The 17587-nt window shown below is 43.6% G+C and carries 15 protein-coding genes, 16 tRNA genes and 2 rRNA genes; 30 read left to right on the plus strand and 3 right to left on the minus strand.

What is annotated here, in order from left to right:
• From BMZ06_RS14715 to BMZ06_RS14805, 19 genes are all read left to right on the plus strand, one after another.
• Nucleotides 1-268: ribosomal RNA gene (locus BMZ06_RS14715) — 23S ribosomal RNA — on the plus strand; the annotation flags it as partial.
• Between the two features lie 159 nt (nucleotides 269-427).
• A 5S ribosomal RNA gene (gene rrf / locus BMZ06_RS14720) occupies nucleotides 428-541 on the plus strand.
• A 10-nt stretch (nucleotides 542-551) separates the two neighbouring features.
• Nucleotides 552-626 (plus strand) — tRNA-Asn (locus BMZ06_RS14725).
• A 6-nt stretch (nucleotides 627-632) separates the two neighbouring features.
• A tRNA-Ser gene (locus BMZ06_RS14730) sits at nucleotides 633-725 on the plus strand.
• Between the two features lie 20 nt (nucleotides 726-745).
• Nucleotides 746-820: transfer RNA gene (locus tag BMZ06_RS14735), tRNA-Glu, on the plus strand.
• 8 nt (nucleotides 821-828) lie between these two features.
• Nucleotides 829-904: transfer RNA gene (locus BMZ06_RS14740), tRNA-Val, on the plus strand.
• 50 nt (nucleotides 905-954) lie between these two features.
• Nucleotides 955-1031: transfer RNA gene (locus BMZ06_RS14745), tRNA-Met, on the plus strand.
• A gap of 147 nt (nucleotides 1032-1178) precedes the next feature.
• Nucleotides 1179-1255 (plus strand) — tRNA-Asp (locus BMZ06_RS14750).
• 29 nt (nucleotides 1256-1284) lie between these two features.
• Nucleotides 1285-1360 (plus strand) — tRNA-Phe (locus tag BMZ06_RS14755).
• A gap of 8 nt (nucleotides 1361-1368) precedes the next feature.
• Nucleotides 1369-1444, plus strand: a tRNA-Thr gene (locus tag BMZ06_RS14760).
• A 25-nt stretch (nucleotides 1445-1469) separates the two neighbouring features.
• A tRNA-Tyr gene (locus BMZ06_RS14765) sits at nucleotides 1470-1555 on the plus strand.
• Between the two features lie 21 nt (nucleotides 1556-1576).
• Nucleotides 1577-1647, plus strand: a tRNA-Trp gene (locus BMZ06_RS14770).
• Between the two features lie 12 nt (nucleotides 1648-1659).
• Nucleotides 1660-1735, plus strand: a tRNA-His gene (locus tag BMZ06_RS14775).
• 13 nt (nucleotides 1736-1748) lie between these two features.
• Nucleotides 1749-1823: transfer RNA gene (locus BMZ06_RS14780), tRNA-Gln, on the plus strand.
• Between the two features lie 9 nt (nucleotides 1824-1832).
• Nucleotides 1833-1907, plus strand: a tRNA-Gly gene (locus tag BMZ06_RS14785).
• Between the two features lie 62 nt (nucleotides 1908-1969).
• Nucleotides 1970-2043 (plus strand) — tRNA-Cys (locus BMZ06_RS14790).
• 10 nt (nucleotides 2044-2053) lie between these two features.
• A tRNA-Leu gene (locus BMZ06_RS14795) sits at nucleotides 2054-2135 on the plus strand.
• A 178-nt stretch (nucleotides 2136-2313) separates the two neighbouring features.
• Nucleotides 2314-2664, plus strand: coding sequence for a hypothetical protein (locus BMZ06_RS14800; protein ID WP_089753046.1), 351 nt, complete (start codon nucleotides 2314-2316; stop codon nucleotides 2662-2664).
• 255 nt (nucleotides 2665-2919) lie between these two features.
• Nucleotides 2920-3819 carry a hypothetical protein gene (locus tag BMZ06_RS14805; protein WP_089753049.1) on the plus strand — a complete coding sequence of 300 codons (900 nt, stop codon included), beginning with the start codon at nucleotides 2920-2922 and terminating at the stop codon, nucleotides 3817-3819.
• Between the two features lie 44 nt (nucleotides 3820-3863).
• Here the strand turns inward: BMZ06_RS14805 and ade are convergent, their stop codons facing one another.
• Entirely contained in the window at nucleotides 3864-5606 is a 1743-nt protein-coding gene (ade, locus tag BMZ06_RS14810) for an adenine deaminase (protein ID WP_089753051.1), read from the minus strand.
• Between the two features lie 315 nt (nucleotides 5607-5921).
• Between ade and BMZ06_RS14815 the strand changes: the two genes are divergently transcribed.
• The 4 genes from BMZ06_RS14815 (at nucleotide 5922) to BMZ06_RS14830 (ending at nucleotide 9438) form a co-directional block, all read left to right on the plus strand.
• On the plus strand, nucleotides 5922-7088 hold the full coding sequence (locus tag BMZ06_RS14815; protein WP_089753108.1) for a TraB/GumN family protein: 1167 nt from the start codon (nucleotides 5922-5924) through the stop codon (nucleotides 7086-7088).
• 234 nt (nucleotides 7089-7322) lie between these two features.
• Nucleotides 7323-7682, plus strand: coding sequence for a hypothetical protein (locus BMZ06_RS14820; RefSeq protein WP_139205838.1), 360 nt, complete (start codon nucleotides 7323-7325; stop codon nucleotides 7680-7682).
• Nucleotides 7683-7805: 123 nt separating this feature from the next.
• Complete coding sequence (locus tag BMZ06_RS14825; protein WP_089753054.1) at nucleotides 7806-8720, plus strand: DMT family transporter; 915 nt, start codon at nucleotides 7806-7808, stop codon at nucleotides 8718-8720.
• A gap of 268 nt (nucleotides 8721-8988) precedes the next feature.
• Nucleotides 8989-9438, plus strand: coding sequence for a hypothetical protein (locus BMZ06_RS14830; RefSeq protein ID WP_089753056.1), 450 nt, complete (start codon nucleotides 8989-8991; stop codon nucleotides 9436-9438).
• Nucleotides 9439-9850: 412 nt separating this feature from the next.
• On the opposite strand, the gene BMZ06_RS14835 is transcribed toward BMZ06_RS14830, so the two are convergent.
• Nucleotides 9851-10039 carry a hypothetical protein gene (locus tag BMZ06_RS14835; protein ID WP_089753058.1) on the minus strand — a complete coding sequence of 63 codons (189 nt, stop codon included), beginning with the start codon at nucleotides 10037-10039 and terminating at the stop codon, nucleotides 9851-9853.
• A 425-nt stretch (nucleotides 10040-10464) separates the two neighbouring features.
• Here BMZ06_RS14835 and BMZ06_RS14840 point away from each other — a divergent pair.
• The 7 genes from BMZ06_RS14840 to BMZ06_RS14870 all read left to right on the plus strand — a co-directional run bounded on the left by BMZ06_RS14840 (nucleotide 10465) and on the right by BMZ06_RS14870 (nucleotide 16590).
• Nucleotides 10465-10538: transfer RNA gene (locus tag BMZ06_RS14840), tRNA-Gly, on the plus strand.
• Between the two features lie 154 nt (nucleotides 10539-10692).
• Nucleotides 10693-12402 (plus strand): ABC-ATPase domain-containing protein, encoded by a 1710-nt coding sequence (locus BMZ06_RS14845; RefSeq protein WP_089753060.1) that lies wholly within the window; start codon nucleotides 10693-10695, stop codon nucleotides 12400-12402.
• Nucleotides 12403-12417: 15 nt separating this feature from the next.
• The gene (queG, locus tag BMZ06_RS14850; protein ID WP_089753062.1) at nucleotides 12418-13551 is read left to right on the plus strand and encodes a tRNA epoxyqueuosine(34) reductase QueG; all 1134 of its coding nucleotides are present in this window, start codon (nucleotides 12418-12420) and stop codon (nucleotides 13549-13551) included.
• Nucleotides 13552-13621: 70 nt separating this feature from the next.
• Nucleotides 13622-14170: a methylated-DNA--[protein]-cysteine S-methyltransferase gene (locus BMZ06_RS14855; protein ID WP_089753064.1), complete on the plus strand. Its 549-nt coding sequence runs from the start codon at nucleotides 13622-13624 to the stop codon at nucleotides 14168-14170.
• A 77-nt stretch (nucleotides 14171-14247) separates the two neighbouring features.
• A complete protein-coding gene (locus BMZ06_RS14860; RefSeq protein WP_089753067.1) occupies nucleotides 14248-15111 on the plus strand; it encodes an amidase domain-containing protein in 864 nt (287 codons plus the stop codon).
• 52 nt (nucleotides 15112-15163) lie between these two features.
• On the plus strand, nucleotides 15164-15640 hold the full coding sequence (gene trmL / locus BMZ06_RS14865) for a tRNA (uridine(34)/cytosine(34)/5-carboxymethylaminomethyluridine(34)-2'-O)-methyltransferase TrmL (protein WP_089753068.1): 477 nt from the start codon (nucleotides 15164-15166) through the stop codon (nucleotides 15638-15640).
• A gap of 701 nt (nucleotides 15641-16341) precedes the next feature.
• The gene (locus tag BMZ06_RS14870) at nucleotides 16342-16590 is read left to right on the plus strand and encodes a hypothetical protein (protein WP_089753070.1); all 249 of its coding nucleotides are present in this window, start codon (nucleotides 16342-16344) and stop codon (nucleotides 16588-16590) included.
• Between the two features lie 49 nt (nucleotides 16591-16639).
• Here the strand turns inward: BMZ06_RS14870 and lipA are convergent, their stop codons facing one another.
• Nucleotides 16640-17584, minus strand: a complete 945-nt coding sequence (lipA, locus tag BMZ06_RS14875; protein ID WP_089753072.1) for a lipoyl synthase — start codon at nucleotides 17582-17584, stop codon at nucleotides 16640-16642.
• Nucleotides 17585-17587 lie beyond the last annotated feature (3 nt).

Consider the following 17587-nt stretch of genomic DNA (forward strand, 5'->3'; position numbering starts at 1 on the left):
AATTTGAAAGGAGCTGTCCTTAGTACGAGAGGACCGGGATGGACACACCGCTGGTGTACCAGTTGTTCCGCCAGGAGCATCGCTGGGTAGCTACGTGTGGTCGGGATAAGTGCTGAAAGCATCTAAGCATGAAGCCCCCCTTGAGATGAGATTTCCCCTTACGCCAAGTAAGTAAGATCCCTCAGAGACGATGAGGTTGATAGGTCCGAGGTGGAAGCGTGGTGACACGTGGAGCTGACGGATACTAATGGATCGATGACTTATCTATCCTTTAAAAAAGAAGTCGGAAGAGACGTTCGCTTGTCCGATGGTTGAATGATTGCCTTATCCAGTTTTGAGGGTTTACAAAAAAACTTGTAATTTACCCTTGATTTTTTGCTCGAAAAACAATACAATATATCTTGTCCTTGAAAAAAAGGAAATAAGATCTGGTGGTGAAGGCGAAGAGGTCACACCTGTTCCCATGCCGAACACAGAAGTTAAGCTCTTCAGCGCCGATGGTAGTCGGGTCGATCCCCGTGAGAGTAGGACGCCGCCAGGTTTTACATTATTCCAACGTAGCTCAGTGGTAGAGCAATCGGCTGTTAACCGATCGGTCGTAGGTTCGAATCCTACCGTTGGAGCCATATTTTGGAGAGCTGTCCGAGCTGGCCGAAGGAGCACGATTGGAATTCGTGTAAACCGTTACCACGGTTTCGAGGGTTCGAATCCCTCGCTCTCCGCCATAAGTTCATTTTTCCACAATGGCCCGTTGGTCAAGTGGTTAAGACACCGCCCTTTCACGGCGGTAACACGGGTTCGAATCCCGTACGGGTCACCACTTCATATGGAGGATTAGCTCAGCTGGGAGAGCACTTGCCTTACAAGCAAGGGGTCGCAGGTTCGAACCCTGCATCCTCCACCATTACCGCAAGGTAACTCAATACTTTATGGGAATTATAAATCCCACATTATCGCGGGGTAGAGCAGTTCGGTAGCTCGTCGGGCTCATAACCCGGAGGTCGCAGGTTCAAATCCTGCCCCCGCAACCAATTTAAATTAATGAACTACGTCGAATTCATTTCTTCGTTCATTAATAATGGTAGAGTGCAACCAAATTATTTCAACTAACTACTTTGAATTATATCTTTGCTAGTTGGAAATCGGTAGTGCTGAAAAGTGCAACTAATTTAAATAATGGTCCGGTAGTTCAGTTGGTTAGAATGCCTGCCTGTCACGCAGGAGGTCGCGGGTTCGAGTCCCGTCCGGACCGCCATTTTCATACTTAGGCTATACATAAGATTCGGCTCGGTAGCTCAGTCGGTAGAGCAACGGACTGAAAATCCGTGTGTCGGCGGTTCGATTCCGTCCCGAGCCACCATTTTTTTAGCCGGCCTAGCTCAACTGGCAGAGCAACTGATTTGTAATCAGTAGGTTGGGGGTTCAAGTCCTCTGGCCGGCACCATTTGATGCTTATAGGCATATAACATGGAGGGATAGCGAAGTTGGCCAAACGCGGCGGACTGTAAATCCGCTCCCATCGGGTTCGTAGGTTCGAGTCCTACTCCCTCCACCATTTTAATTTAATCATTCAAATAGGGGTATAGTTTAATGGTAAAACTACGGTCTCCAAAACCGTCAATGTGGGTTCGATTCCTACTACCCCTGCTTTTTTCTATGGCGGTTGTGGCGAAGTGGTTAACGCACCGGATTGTGGTTCCGGCATTCGTGGGTTCGATTCCCATCAGCCGCCCCATTTATTTTCACTTTGGGCCATAGCCAAGCGGTAAGGCAACGGTTTTTGGTACCGTCATGCGCTGGTTCGAATCCAGCTGGCCCAGCCATTTTCCACTGCGGGAGTAGTTCAGTGGTAGAACACCACCTTGCCAAGGTGGGGGTCGCGGGTTCGAATCCCGTCTCCCGCTCCATACTATTTCAATCATAATTGAGTACATGTTAGAATAAACTAAAATACTACTGATCTTGTAATGGCGGCATAGCCAAGCGGTAAGGCAGAGGACTGCAACTCCTTTATCACCGGTTCGATTCCGGTTGCCGCCTCCAATGAGATTATGCCGGTGTGGCGGAATTGGCAGACGCGCACGACTCAAAATCGTGTTCCTTACGGAGTGCCGGTTCGACCCCGGCCACCGGTATTAAATATTAATGTAATGACGGCGTTATCCTCAAGAAGGATAACGCCGTTTTTCGTTTCACTAAGTAAGCATCTTCCGAACAGTGTCATAGTGTTGTCTATAGTCTTGTCTAGAGGGTTTTCTCATTCATATTATAGGGAAAGAGACAGGTAACTGTTTAATCTAGGAGGCAATTAATATGGCAAACGAATCTAAAGTAATCCATCACATTACAGACTACAATGAATTTAAAAATACTTGCTTAGACAATGATGGAATGGCTTTTCCTGAACTTGAAAAGATAATGTATGACTATATATTGAGTCAGCCTGCTGAAACGATGAAATTTCAGGAGTGTGTGATTAAAGAAGAGCCAGGCGAAAATGAAGAATTGAGAAAGGTCCATCTTACTTTTCGTGACTTTAACATGAATAATTATATTCGCTTATGGGGTTTTAAAAGTAATGCAGATGGCCGTGTTGTAGATATGAAGGTAGATGCTTTAGATCCTGAAACAAATGAAGTAGTGTACGAACGCCAGTTGTCATAGAAAAGGATGGGGCACTGAGCTTTACTTAGCTAACCTTTTAGATAATCATCTATCTAAACTGAATAAGCACATATTTTTTTAACCAATGTTAATAAGACATTGGTTTTTTTGTTAAATGAAGAAATGATTCGGTCAGAATGAATAATGTGAAGAGCAGGATCATTCACTACTTAGAGTTTCCTGTAAAAAATCAGTATGGTATTCGGATGCTCTGGAATTCATGATAGAATTTATGGTGATAAAGGAGGGTGTCCATTGCTCTATCTCATTTTATACATAGTCCAGTTTGGAATCATTTTGTACATATACCGCAAATGGGGGAGAGATGAGCCATACTTATTACTTAAGCTTCTTGGCTACTCGGTTATGGGAAGTTTTTCCTTCACGACTAACCAGTGGTCTCTTCCGTTAGGGTTTATCATTTTTCTAATGTTTTTTCGGGAGCCTGCGTGGAATCGGTTAGCGAAACGATATGCAGCATACTTAGGTCTGTTCCTCTACCTTACATCTTTAATCATTTCGCCTGTTCAAAATTATGTTTACGAATGGCCCCGTCACGTAGATGTCTCTCAAAGCCTGTCTGCATCTGAAGGTTTTGATTTTAACGAGCACTGGAATATGATCACTCATACATTTGGTGATATTCATAATCCGCGACTGCAGAGACTGGAAATGGAATTCACGGATGAGGGAGCTGTGGAGTCTCTATTCTATAATTTCAAGACAGTTGCTCAAGGAAACAGAGAAACCAATTATGCTGTGGAGCTGGACCTCAGTAAAAAAGAGTATGAAATTAGACGAAATCGTTATAAGAAGCAGAACCGTCAAGTTCATCACATGGGTCAGGACATGCACGGGAGGATTTCTCCTGAAGAATTTTTTAAGGTGATTAATGAAACGGGACTAGAGGCATTCACACAAAATAAGGATAGCCATTATTATTCGCTTTTTGCAGAAGGAGCGGTTCGCTCTTTGTCTGGAAGTACAGAGAACACGTTTATGGTAACCACTTCTGGTATAAGACCAGTGATGGAAGAACAGCTTCCTATAGACGCCATACGAATGACCGTTAATGGATTTAAAAACAGTGAGGAAGATCGCATTCAATTGAACGTGAACTATTACATTGAGCCTCGTGTAGTTTATATGGATTAATAAAAAAGCAGGAAACCAGACCAAGCGTCTGGTTTCCTGCTTTTCTATAAGGATACCTCTATGTGCTGAAACGTTTCTACATCAAACAATCCCATGTCCGTTAATTTCAAGGAAGGGATCACCGGCAGCGTTAAGAAGGATAAGGTAAGGAATGGATTGAAATCCTTCGTAAACCCTAAAGAAGGCAGAGTTTCTCCGATATGTTCGAGGCGCTCCTTGACAAATGGAAACGACTGATCAGACATCAATCCGGCAATCGGGAGGGGAAGGGACGATAAGACCGCTCCATTCTTAACAATTACAAGACCGCCATTGATTTCTTTTAACGTAGTAATGGCTTTCAATAGGTCTGGATCATTGGCGCCCAGGGCCACAATGTTGTGGGAGTCGTGAGCAATGGTCGTGGCGATCGCTCCATCTTTTAACCCGAAGCCTTTCACGATACCTACGCCAAGATGTCCGGTTTTTTTATGGCGCTCCACTACCGTTAATTTCAATTGATCTTTATCTGGCGAGGGAACGAAGAAGCCGTTTTCTGTCTCCACTTCCTCCACTAATTTATTAGTAAGAAGCTGGTTTGGATTGATTTTAATAATATGGGCTTGCTGTGCTTTGCTTATAGGTAGTTTAAGCTGTTCTTCTGTAAGGTTTGAAAAATGAACCGTCTCGGTAATAGGAGCCGCTTGTTTCTTTTTGTGAGCGTCATGAGGCGTGTAGGTCCCATTATGGCTGATGTGCCGGCCCTGTTTGTATACGTCACTAATTTTCACTTTTTCAAGGTCCTCGAGGAGTAAGAAATCGGCATCATAACCGGGAGCGATGGCCCCTTTACTTCTCAGACCATAGCATTCGGCTGCGTTTAAAGAAGCCATTTGTAAGGCAATTTGAGGTGATACTCCGTGTTGAATGGAAAGCCGGACATTATGGTCGATGCTTCCTTCCTCGATCAGTTCGTCCAGGTGTTTATCGTCAGTGCAGAATAGACAGCGCCGTGCATTATGGGCGGTGACTACCGGAATTAATGCGTTTAAATCTTTCGCGGCAGAGCCTTCACGGATCATTAGATACATACCTCGTCTCAGGCGTTCCAGCGCTTCTTCTTCTTTCGTACATTCGTGATCGGTGGTTATTCCGGCCGTGCGAAAGAGATTAACGGCATTGTTCTCCAGTCCGGCCAGGTGGCCGTCCAGCTTCCCGCCGTGCTGATGAATCATCGTGATTTTATCGAGAAGATTATCTTTTGTATGCAGGAGAGAGGGGTAGTCCATGACTTCCGCTAAACCAAGTACGCTCGGGTGGGTTACGTATTTTTCAAGGTCAGCGGCTGTCAGGTGAGCGCCTGAATGTTCGAACGGAGTAGCAGGGACACAAGAGGGAAGCATAAAGAAAACCTCTAAAGGAAGGTCCTCAGCATTCTCGAGCATGAATTGCAGACCTTCTTCTCCACTGACGTTGGCTATTTCGTGAGGGTCTGTGACCACCGTGGTAACTCCGTGAGGTACCACAACTTTAGCGTATTCACCCGGGGTGACCATGGAGGATTCAATATGGACATGTCCATCAATAAAGGAGGGGCAGACATACCGGTTGTTGGCGTCTATGATCTGGGCTGCTTCATTATAGTGTCCGATCCCGACAAACTTCCCATCAGATATAGCCACGTCTGCCTCGATCCATTCAAGATTGAAGACATCAAGGAGCTTACCATTTTTAATGATCATATCTGCTGGGATTTTCTTGCTTGCGATGTTCAGATCTTTCGTTAACTGTTCTTTAGCTGAGTTCATATATGATTTCTCCTTCCGTGTAATTCCTGATACATTTAAGGATGTAATGCGGTATCCACAGTTTATCTCCACCGCGCGGTAAGCAGATACGTTGAATAAAATAACCAAATTTATATGGGCATGTGAATTCGTTTCATGAGATAATAATTAATAGAGATTCTATAGGGCAGGGGTCACTTTGTCAACGTGAAGGTCAGGAGTTCAAACTTGCTCGCGTAAAAACAGGTGAAACCCATTCTCATTTTATACATTCTGGTTTAGTATTAGTAGAGATGAAACAATATAGTCCACTGGTAAAGGAAGGTATGTATGGCGATGACGGAAGATAACATCACGAGACTTCATATAAATGATACAGAATACATACTGGTTGGTACTGCGCATGTATCTAAACAAAGCGCGGATCAAGTCAAGCAGGTTATAGATGACGAACAGCCTGATTCTGTATGTGTGGAACTAGATGAACAGCGCTACCAATCGATTGTAAATGGTGATGCCTGGAAAGATACGGATATTTTTGCTGTGATTAAGCAGAAAAAGGCCTCCTTATTGTTAATGAACCTGGCTATTTCATCCTTTCAAAAGCGGATGGCTAAGCAATTTGGTATTCAGGCGGGTCAGGAAATGATCCAAGGGATTGAATCGGCGAAAGAGCATGATGCCGAGCTTGTGTTAGCTGACCGGAATATTCAGGTAACCTTTGCAAGAATCTGGGGAAATATCGGGTTTGGGGGCAAGGCCAAACTGTTAATGTCGATCGTCTACAGCATTTTTAGTAATGACACCATCTCCGAAGCGGAGCTTGAAAAGATGAAGACGCAGGATATGCTTGATGGCATGCTGAAGGATTTGACCGAGAACTTTCCTAAATTAAAAAAGCCGCTGATTGATGAGCGTGACCAGTATTTAGCTCAGAAAATTAAAGATGCACCCGGTCAGAAAGTGGTAGCGGTACTCGGAGCTGCTCACGTACCGGGTATTAAAGAAGCGATTTACAAAGAGCATGATTTAACTCAATTGAATAAGCGTCCTGCTAAGTCTCCGTGGCCGAAAATTATAGGCTGGAGCATTCCCATTTTAATTATATCCATCATTGTTTATACGTTTATGGCGAATCCGGAGGCTGGTACTCAGCAGACGATTAGCTGGGTATTATGGAATGGTACATTTTCTGCGATCGGCACAGCTGCTGCGCTGGCTCATCCAATTGCCGTGTTAGCCGCCTTCGTAGCTGCTCCAATTACATCGTTGAACCCGCTGATTGCGGCCGGATGGTTTGCCGGCATAGTCCAGGCATATTTTCGTAGACCAACGGTAGCCGAATTTGAAACCTTATCTGAAGATGTCTCGAGTCTGAAGGGATTCTGGCGTAACCGTGTCACTCGTATCCTGCTTGTGGTCCTGCTAGCAAATGTGGGCAGCTCTCTAGGCACATTTATAGGCGGGGCTGACGTTCTTCGACTGTTTTTTGAAAATCTATAAAGGAAATGCGTGACCTTTCTCATAGGTTACGCATTTTTTTTATAGGAAAAAGTGTACATTATATTCCTATGGTGGTACACTCTTGATATAATTCTGGGAATAATTCCATTAATTGGATTGTTTTGAATAAAAGTGTACCTTCAAGAGGAGGTTGAACCATTCAATAATGTCTGGATTTCAAGTACAGTGGTCATGTCCCTCATATTTCTAATTCCTATCGCCGGTGCCCGTGTTATGGATCATTTGGAAAAGAAGTACTTAATGAAAGTTCCGAAGAAATGGCTCGTTTCTTCTATTACTACGCTTACACTACTGCTTGAATTATCACTGACTTTCCTGGTCTCAACCCGAACAGGATTATCATTCATTGAATCTCATTTTACGATCGGTTTTTTGCTGTTTATTATGGTATGGTTCATGCAGTTGAATGAGTTTATGGGGAATCAGTATGCGAATGTGGACAACCAGGTTTTTGGAGACGGTAAAGATATCTACCGTGTGTCGATCTTTCAATTCAAAGTTAATCCAGTATCGATTGGAACGTTCATTTATTTTACAGCTGCCATACTGATTTCAATTGTAGCTTATACGTAAACTTAATAGGATTACCCGGCGAAGTTTCGACAAGGGAAGCTTCGCTTTTTATGTAACTCTTTAATAAATCGGCCGGTGATTATAAGATGGAAGCAGAATCTAACGAAGAAGGGAGGAGGTTCCATGTATCCATACATATTAATGATATTTGTTGTGCTATTCTATGCGGGTAATATTCTTACGGGGAAAGCAATGAATGACCTGCCGCCGTTTACCATCGCTTTTTTCCGGCTCGTCGTTGCCTTTATCTTTTTACTTCCGATTGGATTTAGAAGTGCGTGGAGAGCGAGAAAGACATTTCAGGAATACAAGGGCCCTTTTATAATCATGACGCTTACAGGAGTTACTTTTTTTAATACGTTTATTTATGGGGCGCTTCAATTCACCACAGCTTCCAATGTGTCCGTACTTGAAACGGTCATTCCTGTCGTCACAGTCGTATTAAGTGCTCTGATTGTAAAAGAAAAGCTGCCGCTGATCAAGTGGCTCGGAGTGATCCTTTCTTTTCTTGGAGCGGTATGGGTCGTCATGGATGGCCGACTATTTGAACTGTTCTCGTCTTCATGGAACGTCGGGGACGTCATTATGATAGGAGCCATCACCTGCTGGGCAGTCTACTCAGTTGTGGTGAAGCAGTACATGCACTTATTTCCGGCGTATGGGGTTCTCCTGGTAATGACTGGGGTGTCCGTGCTGATCCTTCTGCCTTTCGTTGCCGTTGAATGGACGCTTGGCAGTGTACCTTCCCTCGGCAAGGCTGAGTATTGGATGGGATTCTTATATTTAGGTGTGTTTCCCTCCGTTATTGCACTGGTGTTTTATAACCGGGCGGTGGAAAGGCTGGGAGCTTCCCTTGCATCTGTATTTTTAAATTTCTTACCGGTCGTCACAATGATCGGCGCCTATCTCTGGCTTGGGGAAACAATCAAACTACCGGAAATAGCAGGAGCCCTTCTAGTAATCGCAGGAGTAATTTTAACCACAAGATCAGGGAACAGAAAGAATAGAAAACCTGTAAATTATGAAAAATCTTTATAAAACTAGAAAAAAACTTGGTTATATATAGGTTAAGATAAGTGTTTACGTAGGCCGAACTTCCTTAAATTCTTTACATCAGATTAATAAAGAGAAAAAAATTTGACCGATCCTAGAAAAAGATCACAAGATGTGTCGAGAAAATCCTTCTTTCGAAAGCCATGATTTGCCCACTTTAGTTACAATTGTTTATTGTTGGTAAAATTGGTTTTGAGCGCTCTATATCAGGCAATGAAGAGGAGTGAACCATAAAAAATAAGGAGGTAATTTTATGTCTACTGCTCTTAGGGAAAGATTAACATCTTCCATGGAAAATTTGCGTACGGTTGCATCTCTTGAATTTACGGATGAAGTTTTTGAATCAGATAATTACCGCTCAGCAGAAGTGCTTACGGAAGACCTGCATAGTTTGTTTATTGTGAACATTCGTGAGCGGACAATGACCATTTTGACAATGACTGAAGAAATGGAAGTTACGAAAGAAACGTTGTTTACGGACAAGATTATTTCAATGAAAGAGCTGTTCAGTGAGTATAGCTTAAATCAAAACACGCCTCCTTGGAAACTTGAGCTTGTCCTGTTGGACGGGCGTACGGTAGAGGTGGAACCTGGATTATCTAAGCTTCATGATGAGAGCTACAAAGATCCGGAAATAGCCGGGGAAGTAGCTGAGGATTTTGAGAACTTCATAGCTGGATTGAAAAACACCTTGATTCTATAAAGCAAGAGGAGTCCTTAACGGGGCTCCTTTTTTTTTTGGAGAATGGAGGTTTTATAATTTTTCCGTATAAAAATGAGATAATGGGAGATTTTAAGAAATAAGACAGCTTAAACTCCTACTTTCTCTCCTAATGATCTTTCCCTTCATCGGCCCAGGGTCTATTGCACGCATGCTCACCGTCTGTCCAGGTAGGAGGTGAGAGTGATTTGGATACAAATGTGCTATTTGAACTTCTTAGACTATCCGTGGACGTACTAAACTTTCTGGCCTTTCTCTTGTTTTCGACGATATTTGTATTTAAATCGAAACAGCCATAGAGAATAATCATATCCTAATGGACCACTAGTGATAACTGGTGGTCATTTTATTTACTTTGGGGCTCTAATAAACGTGGTTGATTGATATGAGATTTCTAAAAGAATGATTGGTAAACTCCCGTTGAAAGTAAATACAACGTAATCAGGATCAGAACAGTGATAAGGAGGATAAATTGTTTCTTTGAGGCACTTACAACGAGAGCATTATTTGGATCGAATTTATAACTCCATAAGATGAGTCCGGTTAAAAACAGCATTCCGATACCGAGAAAGAGATTTATCATTAGATTCCCTCCTTTACATAGTGTACGAATTCAGAATATAAAAGTTTCAATTATCGGAATTATTAAAATAGTTAGGATGGACTAGTTTATTAATCTGGGAATCAGTATATAATGTTAAAAACCAACAGCGAGCACGACCTGCCTAACATCTTAATGTAAACAGAAGATAAATTTTTCGACAAAAATTCGTAAAAATCGTGTTGCATCGTTAAAATGTGATTGTTATAATGAAAAACGTACTCTTGATGAGGCGAAGAAATCCCATTCAATGCGGATGTAGTTTAGTGGTAAAACCTCAGCCACGAGCCTCTGCTTCACTGAGTGCACTGCGAGTTGTCTCGACGGATCCAACTTCTTCGAGTCTTCGAGCAGAGAAAGAGGCATGTTTGCCTACAGCCTGACGAAGCTAATGAATCTAATTTCATGCGGGTGTAGTTTAGTGGTAAAACCTCAGCCTTCCAAGCTGATGATGAGGGTTCGATTCCCTTCACCCGCTCCAATCACTTTTTTTGAAAGTGAACATGCTTTTATTTTATACTATGTGAACCAACGCAGTGTTTCGTTAATTGAGGTAACGAAGCATTGCGTTTTTTATTGAGGAAAAAAGGATACACCCTATAGTAGACTCAACCATAATAGGAGGATCCATGACAATGAAACAATTACAGCAGAAATTGAAACAAATAGACGGAAAAAGTTATAAAGGATATAAAGATATTCAAGGAAAGCACGCGTTTCAGAATTACGATGTATTTATGGATTATGTACAAGGTGATCCCTTTGCGGCACCTTCTAAAATAAGAATTCGAATTCCAAATGAAAAGCGTCCCATTAAAAAAGAATGGAAAGAGAGTAAAAGCCGCAAGATTTATGCAGAAGATCGTATGGCACGCGCAGTAGCGAAAGCCATTTCCAAAAACCATACAGATGTTAAAGGAACCGGGAAAAGCGGAATGGTTGCGGTGGATCGTCCGGGGCAGGAGATTCTGGACCGGGCCGCAGTTAATCTGAATCCAGAAGATATGACGGTCTGTCTCACGATTGGTCTCCCGGCTAATGGGCGCCGAATTAATGGAAAGGAAGCGGACAAGCTCTTCTTCAAAGTTATTCCTGAGATTATTCAGCATTCTGTCTTTTCCATTAAAGATGAGGAAATTGAAGCGGCCTGTCAATTGGCCGATCAGCATGAAGCGATTCAGGCAGAGATGAAGAAAAACAATTGGATTTCATTTGTAGCTGATGGAGCTGTCCTTCCTCGTGAGAGCGGAATCAGTGAGCGTCCAATGAAAGAAGCCGTGCCATTTCAAAGTCCAGAAGAAAACCGGGTTTCTTTTTCTATCCCTCATAGAGAGGAGCCGCTGACAGGTATGGCGGTGAAGAAAGGGATTGTATTGATCGTAGGCGGCGGTTATCATGGTAAAAGTACCCTGTTGAATGCCATGGAACGTGGCGTGTATCCTCATATCAAAGGGGACGGCAGAGAATACGTGATGACTGATCCTGCTGCCGTAAAAGTAAGAGCAGAAGACGGCAGGCAAGTAACAAGCGTGGACATTTCGCCATTTATCAAAAATCTTCCACATGGCACAGATACGACCCAGTTTTCAACGGAAAATGCCAGCGGAAGTACTTCTCAGGCGGCTAATGTCATTGAAGCACTGGAAGCCGGGGCTAAAACGCTGTTAATCGATGAAGATACAAGTGCGACGAACTTCATGATCCGTGATGAGCGGATGCAGGAGCTGGTTGTGAAAGAAAAAGAACCAATTACACCGTTTATAGATAAAATTAAGCAGATGCGTGATGATCTGGATGTTTCTACGATTCTCGTTATGGGCGGATCCGGCGACTATTTCCAGGTTGCCGATGATGTTCTAATGATGGATCAATATGTGCCCTATAATGTTACCGGTAAAGCGAAAGATATTGCCGGCAAGTACCCAAGCAGCCGAGCGACCACCGAGGATGATAAGTTCGGAGAGGTTCCGGCACGTGCTTTTTCAGCTTCCAGTCTTCAGACGAGAAAAGGGAAGAAAGAGAAGGTACAAGCCAAAGGAAAAACGACTATTCTTATGGGACAGACAGAAATTGATCTGGACGGAGTGGAGCAGCTCGTCGATCCATCACAGACACGTATGATTGCGGATGTTATTTTGCATTTAGATAAAAAAGGAAGTTTGAAAACAGAGCAATCGCTAAATGACCTGCTTGATCAGATTGAAAAGCAATTTGATGAGAAGGGACTGGCTTCGTTTGCTCCATTTAAAGATCAGCATCCTGGCGAAATTGCCCGCCCGCGCCGATTTGAAATAGCGGCAACGTTAAATAGAATAAGAACCGCGAAAGTAAAAGATATCAGATAGGAAGGAGGAGCCGCGATGGATTATCATGAGCTCAAGGAACAGGTGATTGCCTATAGTAAGGAAATTGGAATTGATAAGATTGGGTTCGCATCAGCCGATGTGTTTGGCGAGCTAAAAGCCAGGTTGAAGCGCCAGGAGGCACTTGGCTATCAGTCCGGATTTGAAAAAGGCGATGTAGATGAACGGACGGATCCCGGACGCTTGCTTCCAGGGGCTCAGTCGATCATTTCCATCGCGATGGCTTACCCTTCCAAAATGCACGACGCTCCTAAAAGCAGAAAAGGAGACCGGCGAGGGTTGTTCTGCAGGGCCTCCTGGGGCGAAGACTACCATACCGTTCTGCGTGACCGTCTTAACAAGCTGGGAGCTTATCTTCAGGAACTGTTTCCGGACGTGGAACTTAAATCGATGGTGGATACTGGTGAACTTTCCGACCGTGCTGTAGCAGAACGGGCAGGAATCGGTTTCAGTGGTAAGAATTGCGCTATCATTACTCCTGAGTTCGGATCATATGTATATTTAGCGGAACTTGTAACGAATATTCCATTTGCCCCTGATGAGCCTGTCCAGGAAGGCTGCGGGGATTGTAATATATGCGTGGATGCTTGTCCGACGGGTGCTTTAGTCCAGGGCGGTCAATTAAATGCCCAGCGCTGTATCGCTTTTCTGACACAGACGAAAGACTTTTTGCCAGATGAGTTCCGAAGTAAAATCGGTAACCGCCTATACGGCTGTGATACATGTCAGACGGTCTGTCCGATTAATAGAAAGAAAGATTTTCATCATCATGAGGAATTTGAACCAGATCCTGAGGTGGTCAAACCGAAACTGACACCGCTGTTGTCCATTTCAAACCGCCAGTTTAAAGAGAAATTCGGATTTATTTCCGGATCCTGGCGGGGCAAGAAACCAATTCAGCGAAATGCGATATTGGCCCTGGCTCATTACCGGGATGAGACTTCTATTAGTGAGTTAATTCGATTAATGAATGAAGACCCAAGGCCCGTCATTAGAGGAACTGCGGCCTGGGGACTTGGGAAAATCGGAACAGTGGATTGTTTTACGGCCATTAAGGATGCTATGATAAATGAGAAAGATGAACAAGTCATTTACGAGATGGAAAAAGGACTTCAATTCGAAAAAATATAATCAAATCTACTTTTCTTATGAATAAGGTTTTTGTATAATAGAAAAAACTGTAAAAGAAGGGATTAATACTATGAACCATAGGTCTTTTTTATATTATGATTCTTTTATGACTCCTCTCGGACCTATTACGGTTTTAGCGAATGATGAGGGAGTTTGTCGTATTGATTTCGGCGAATTTGAAGAACGTCATTCCGCCTTTCAATCCTGGAAAAAGAAGCACCTACTCAGAGGAGAATTCGTTTATGATCCTGAGCAGAAGTATGTCAGTCAGGCAAAAGAAGAGTTAAACGAATACTTTGATGGAAAAAGAACACGATTTTCGATTCCTTTAATTTGTTATGGAACAGATTTTCAACGAGGTGTTTGGAGAACACTGATTAATCAAATACCTTATGGCGAAACACGCTCCTATAAAGAAATTGCTTCCACGATGCTTTCTCCAAAGGCCATTCGAGCGGTCGGAGGGGCTGTGAACCAAAACCCATTTGCTATCGTTGTACCCTGTCACCGGGTGATCGGAAGTAACGGCAAGCTAGTAGGATACGCAGGCGGTCTCGAGAAGAAGCGTCACTTACTGGATTTTGAAAAACAACACACGGTCGTACCGTTTACGAACTAGTCGTCTCCTGCGGGAGGCGGCTTTTTTTGTATGGAGCGTCCCTTTTTTTCATAGGATGAAAGGAAGGGGGAAGGGTTATGCAGGAAACCAACCAGATACAGAATTATTGGGAAAAAATCATGAGCCGGTTATTGGAGCAGGAAGATGAAATGTGGCTTCATAAAAAGGTGAAGAATTTAGAGAGTCAGGGCATTCGGATTGAGCGGGCAACTTTCAGGATAAAGCCTTACCACAGATGTGCCTATGAGAGGCAGAGCACCCTGTGTTATATGCTCAGCCTTTCCCTTCTCCTAAAAGATCACCGGCATTTTTATTTAGAAGAAGGTATTTATGAGGGGAGGGTGCGGTTTGAGGGTGATAAGATCAAACATCATATAATACAAACTGAAACGATTTCTTCTGAGACAAATCCCTGTTTACCTGAGTTTGGCGATAAAGAAGCGAGACAGCGCGCCCCTTTTACATACAATCGCAGGGATGCGGTTCGCTATGCAGAAAGGTGGTGGGATTCATACAACCCTGCTTACCGTCATTTTGATGTGGACTGTACGAACTACATTTCGCAATGCCTAAGGGCTGGAGGAGCCCCGGTATGGGGAACCCCGAATCGCAGCAGAGGCTGGTGGTATAGCGGAAGCAATTGGAGTTATAGCTGGGCAGTCGCCCACGCGTTAAGATGGTATTTAAGCGGCGCAAGACAGGGTCTGACCGCTACAGAAGTATCGTCCGCTCATGAACTGTCACCTGGAGATGTGATCTGCTATGATTTCGAAGGGAACGGTCGTTTTGACCATAATACAATTGTTGTGAAAAAAAACAAGGATGGTATGCCGCTTGTTAATGCCCATACCTCAAACAGCCGGCATCGCTACTGGGCTTATGAAGATTCTACCGCTTATACCCCTTCTATCCAGTATAAATTCTTTCGGATTGGTGACTGATGGATATGGTATAATAGTCTAGTTGACTAAGATTAGACTGAGGTGAATGGAAATGCCGAACCATATTGTTTTGTTTCAACCTGAAATTCCTGCAAACACAGGAAACATCGCTCGTACATGTCTGGCTACGAATTCCGTACTTCATTTGATCCGTCCGCTAGGGTTTTCTACAGAGGACCGGATGCTGAAGCGGGCAGGGCTGGATTACTGGCATGACGTAACGATTCATTATCATGATTCAATTGAAGAATTATATAAGGCTTATCCTGAAGGGGATTATTATTATATAGAAAATTTCGGTACTAAATCGTATGTAGACTTCGATTTTGCGTCCCCTGAAAAAGATCTGTTTTTCGTTTTTGGACGTGAAAGTGATGGGATTCCGAATGAACTTCTCGAAGGCTTGGAAGATCGCTGTCTTCGTGTTCCAATGACGGGGAAAGTACGTTCTTTGAACCTTGCTAACACGGTGTCCATCATTCTATTTGAAACGCTTAGACAGCAGGGATTTCCCAACTTGATTAAATAAAACGACGGCGCTATGCGTCGTCGTTTTTGTTACCTGTTGTTTTATCTCTAGGGCTGGTTTCTAAGAAAAGCTCCCGATACTGGAAGACTTGATTTCAAGATATTGGTGTGCGGAAGGTCCTCCGGGGGACGATTTCGCTTTCCGTGGGCATGTGGTAAGCTTCCTCGGGCTTCACAGCCCTGCGGGATCTTACCGATCATGTTCATCCCACAGGAGTCTACATCGTCCCCCTCCGGACCTGGCCGAATCAGAAACTCGAAACCACTAAATCCCCTGTTTGCTTGGTGAGAATAAGCATGGGATAAGGAGTGTATTTTCATGCTAGAACGATGTAAAAACTTTCTGCTTAAATAGAGCCACCACATTTGAAATAGGCAAAGAAAAATCGCATCCGCTCACGGATGCGATTTTTTGGTGCTTATTTTTTAGGTCTGCCAGCTTTAACGTCGTATCCAGCAGCGAAGATGGACGTAAGATATGTGATACAAACAAGAATAATTAAAGTGATTTTCATGTATAGTCCTCCTTTAATCTGTCGAGACAAGCTATTCTAATCTGTATTATACCTTATTTAATAAAGGATGTGAATTGTAGGAAGTAAATTTCTACCTGATATAAGGCTGATGCCTATACATGCTATGGGTTAATTACATAGGTTGAAGAGTAGGTGAATAACTAAGGATAGAAGTGGAGGAATGAATATGAATCAATATCCGTATCAGTATCCCTATCCTGTCCAAGATGATTTTCGTGATGAGGATGAAAGATTTTTCTTCTTAGGGCCATTTGCGGGCGGTCTGTTGGGAGGATTTCTTGGTGGAGCAATTGCGCCTGGATTATACGGAGGTTTTGGAGGCGGCTATGGATATGGACCAGGTCCAGGTCCTTATCGACCTCCCTATTATGGAGGAGGTTACTACGGACGTCCGCCTTATGGTGGCTTCTGGTAAAATACAAATAAAAGGGAGACCTCCCACATCAGGAGGTCTCCCTTTTAAATTAAAAGTTTGTTGTGTCCAGAGTTTCACCTTGAGATTCATAGCCTTGCATATATTTAATGCGGCGCTGGGCGGAAGTGTTATTTACCTGCTCATCAGCATGGTAGGATGAACGTACCATTGGACCGGCTTCGCAGTGCTTAAATCCTTTCTCAAGAGCGATCTGTTTTAGCTCTTCAAACTCATCTGGATGATAATAGCGCTCAACGTTCAAATGTTTTTTCGTCGGCTGTAAATACTGGCCGATGGTCATAATGTCCACATTATGAGCGAGAAGGTCATCCATAGCTTCTACAATTTCTTCTTTGGTTTCTCCCAGACCGACCATTAAGCTTGACTTTGTCGGTGTATCCGGACGGATATCCTTTACACGCTGTAAAAGCTCTAAGGAGCGGTCATACATAGCACGGGCACGAACTTTTTTCGTCAACCGGCGTACGGTCTCTATATTGTGGTTGAAGATGTCAGGCTCTCCGCCCATCAGAGTATGTAAGCTCTCATAATCACCTTTCATATCAGATGGAAGAATTTCAACGGTACAGCCAGGAACACGGCGACGGATTGCTTTAACCGTCTCACCAAATACAGCAGCACCGCCGTCATTTAGGTCATCACGGGCTACGGCTGTTACTACCACATGCTTCAGTCCCATGATTTCTACAGATTCTGCCACACGTTCCGGCTCACCCCAGTCCAGTTCATTTGGAAGCCCGGTTTTAACGGCGCAGAAGCGGCAACCGCGCGTACACGTATCACCGAGGATCATGAAGGTGGCTGTTTTACGCTCACTCCAGCATTCGTGGATATTCGGGCAGCGGGCCTCTTCACAAACGGTGTTTAATTTTTTATCGCGCATTAGTTTCTTAAGTCCTGTATAGGATTTGTTTGTGTTAATTTTGATTTTCAGCCAATCGGGCTTTCTTACGTGTTCTTGATTCTTTGCCATAAG

The organism is Halobacillus alkaliphilus, assembly GCF_900113125.1.
GTDB classification, from domain to species: Bacteria; Bacillota; Bacilli; order Bacillales; family Halobacillaceae; genus Halobacillus; species Halobacillus alkaliphilus.

Excerpts from the sequence above, each read along its gene's own strand:
- BMZ06_RS14815 (WP_089753108.1), top strand. The coding sequence starts at position 5,922 with ATGACGGAAGATAACATCACGAGACTTCATATAAATGATACAGAATAC.
- BMZ06_RS14855 (WP_089753064.1), top strand. The coding sequence starts at position 13,622 with ATGAACCATAGGTCTTTTTTATATTATGATTCTTTTATGACTCCTCTC.
- BMZ06_RS14800 (WP_089753046.1), top strand. The coding sequence starts at position 2,314 with ATGGCAAACGAATCTAAAGTAATCCATCACATTACAGACTACAATGAA.
- trmL (WP_089753068.1), top strand. The coding sequence starts at position 15,164 with ATGCCGAACCATATTGTTTTGTTTCAACCTGAAATTCCTGCAAACACA.
- ade (WP_089753051.1), bottom strand. The coding sequence starts at position 5,606 with ATGAACTCAGCTAAAGAACAGTTAACGAAAGATCTGAACATCGCAAGC.
- BMZ06_RS14830 (WP_089753056.1), top strand. The coding sequence starts at position 8,989 with ATGTCTACTGCTCTTAGGGAAAGATTAACATCTTCCATGGAAAATTTG.
- BMZ06_RS14835 (WP_089753058.1), bottom strand. The coding sequence starts at position 10,039 with ATGATAAATCTCTTTCTCGGTATCGGAATGCTGTTTTTAACCGGACTC.
- BMZ06_RS14845 (WP_089753060.1), top strand. The coding sequence starts at position 10,693 with ATGAAACAATTACAGCAGAAATTGAAACAAATAGACGGAAAAAGTTAT.
- BMZ06_RS14860 (WP_089753067.1), top strand. The coding sequence starts at position 14,248 with ATGCAGGAAACCAACCAGATACAGAATTATTGGGAAAAAATCATGAGC.
- BMZ06_RS14870 (WP_089753070.1), top strand. The coding sequence starts at position 16,342 with ATGAATCAATATCCGTATCAGTATCCCTATCCTGTCCAAGATGATTTT.
- lipA (WP_089753072.1), bottom strand. The coding sequence starts at position 17,584 with ATGGCAAAGAATCAAGAACACGTAAGAAAGCCCGATTGGCTGAAAATC.
- BMZ06_RS14825 (WP_089753054.1), top strand. The coding sequence starts at position 7,806 with ATGTATCCATACATATTAATGATATTTGTTGTGCTATTCTATGCGGGT.
- BMZ06_RS14820 (WP_139205838.1), top strand. The coding sequence starts at position 7,323 with ATGGATCATTTGGAAAAGAAGTACTTAATGAAAGTTCCGAAGAAATGG.
- queG (WP_089753062.1), top strand. The coding sequence starts at position 12,418 with ATGGATTATCATGAGCTCAAGGAACAGGTGATTGCCTATAGTAAGGAA.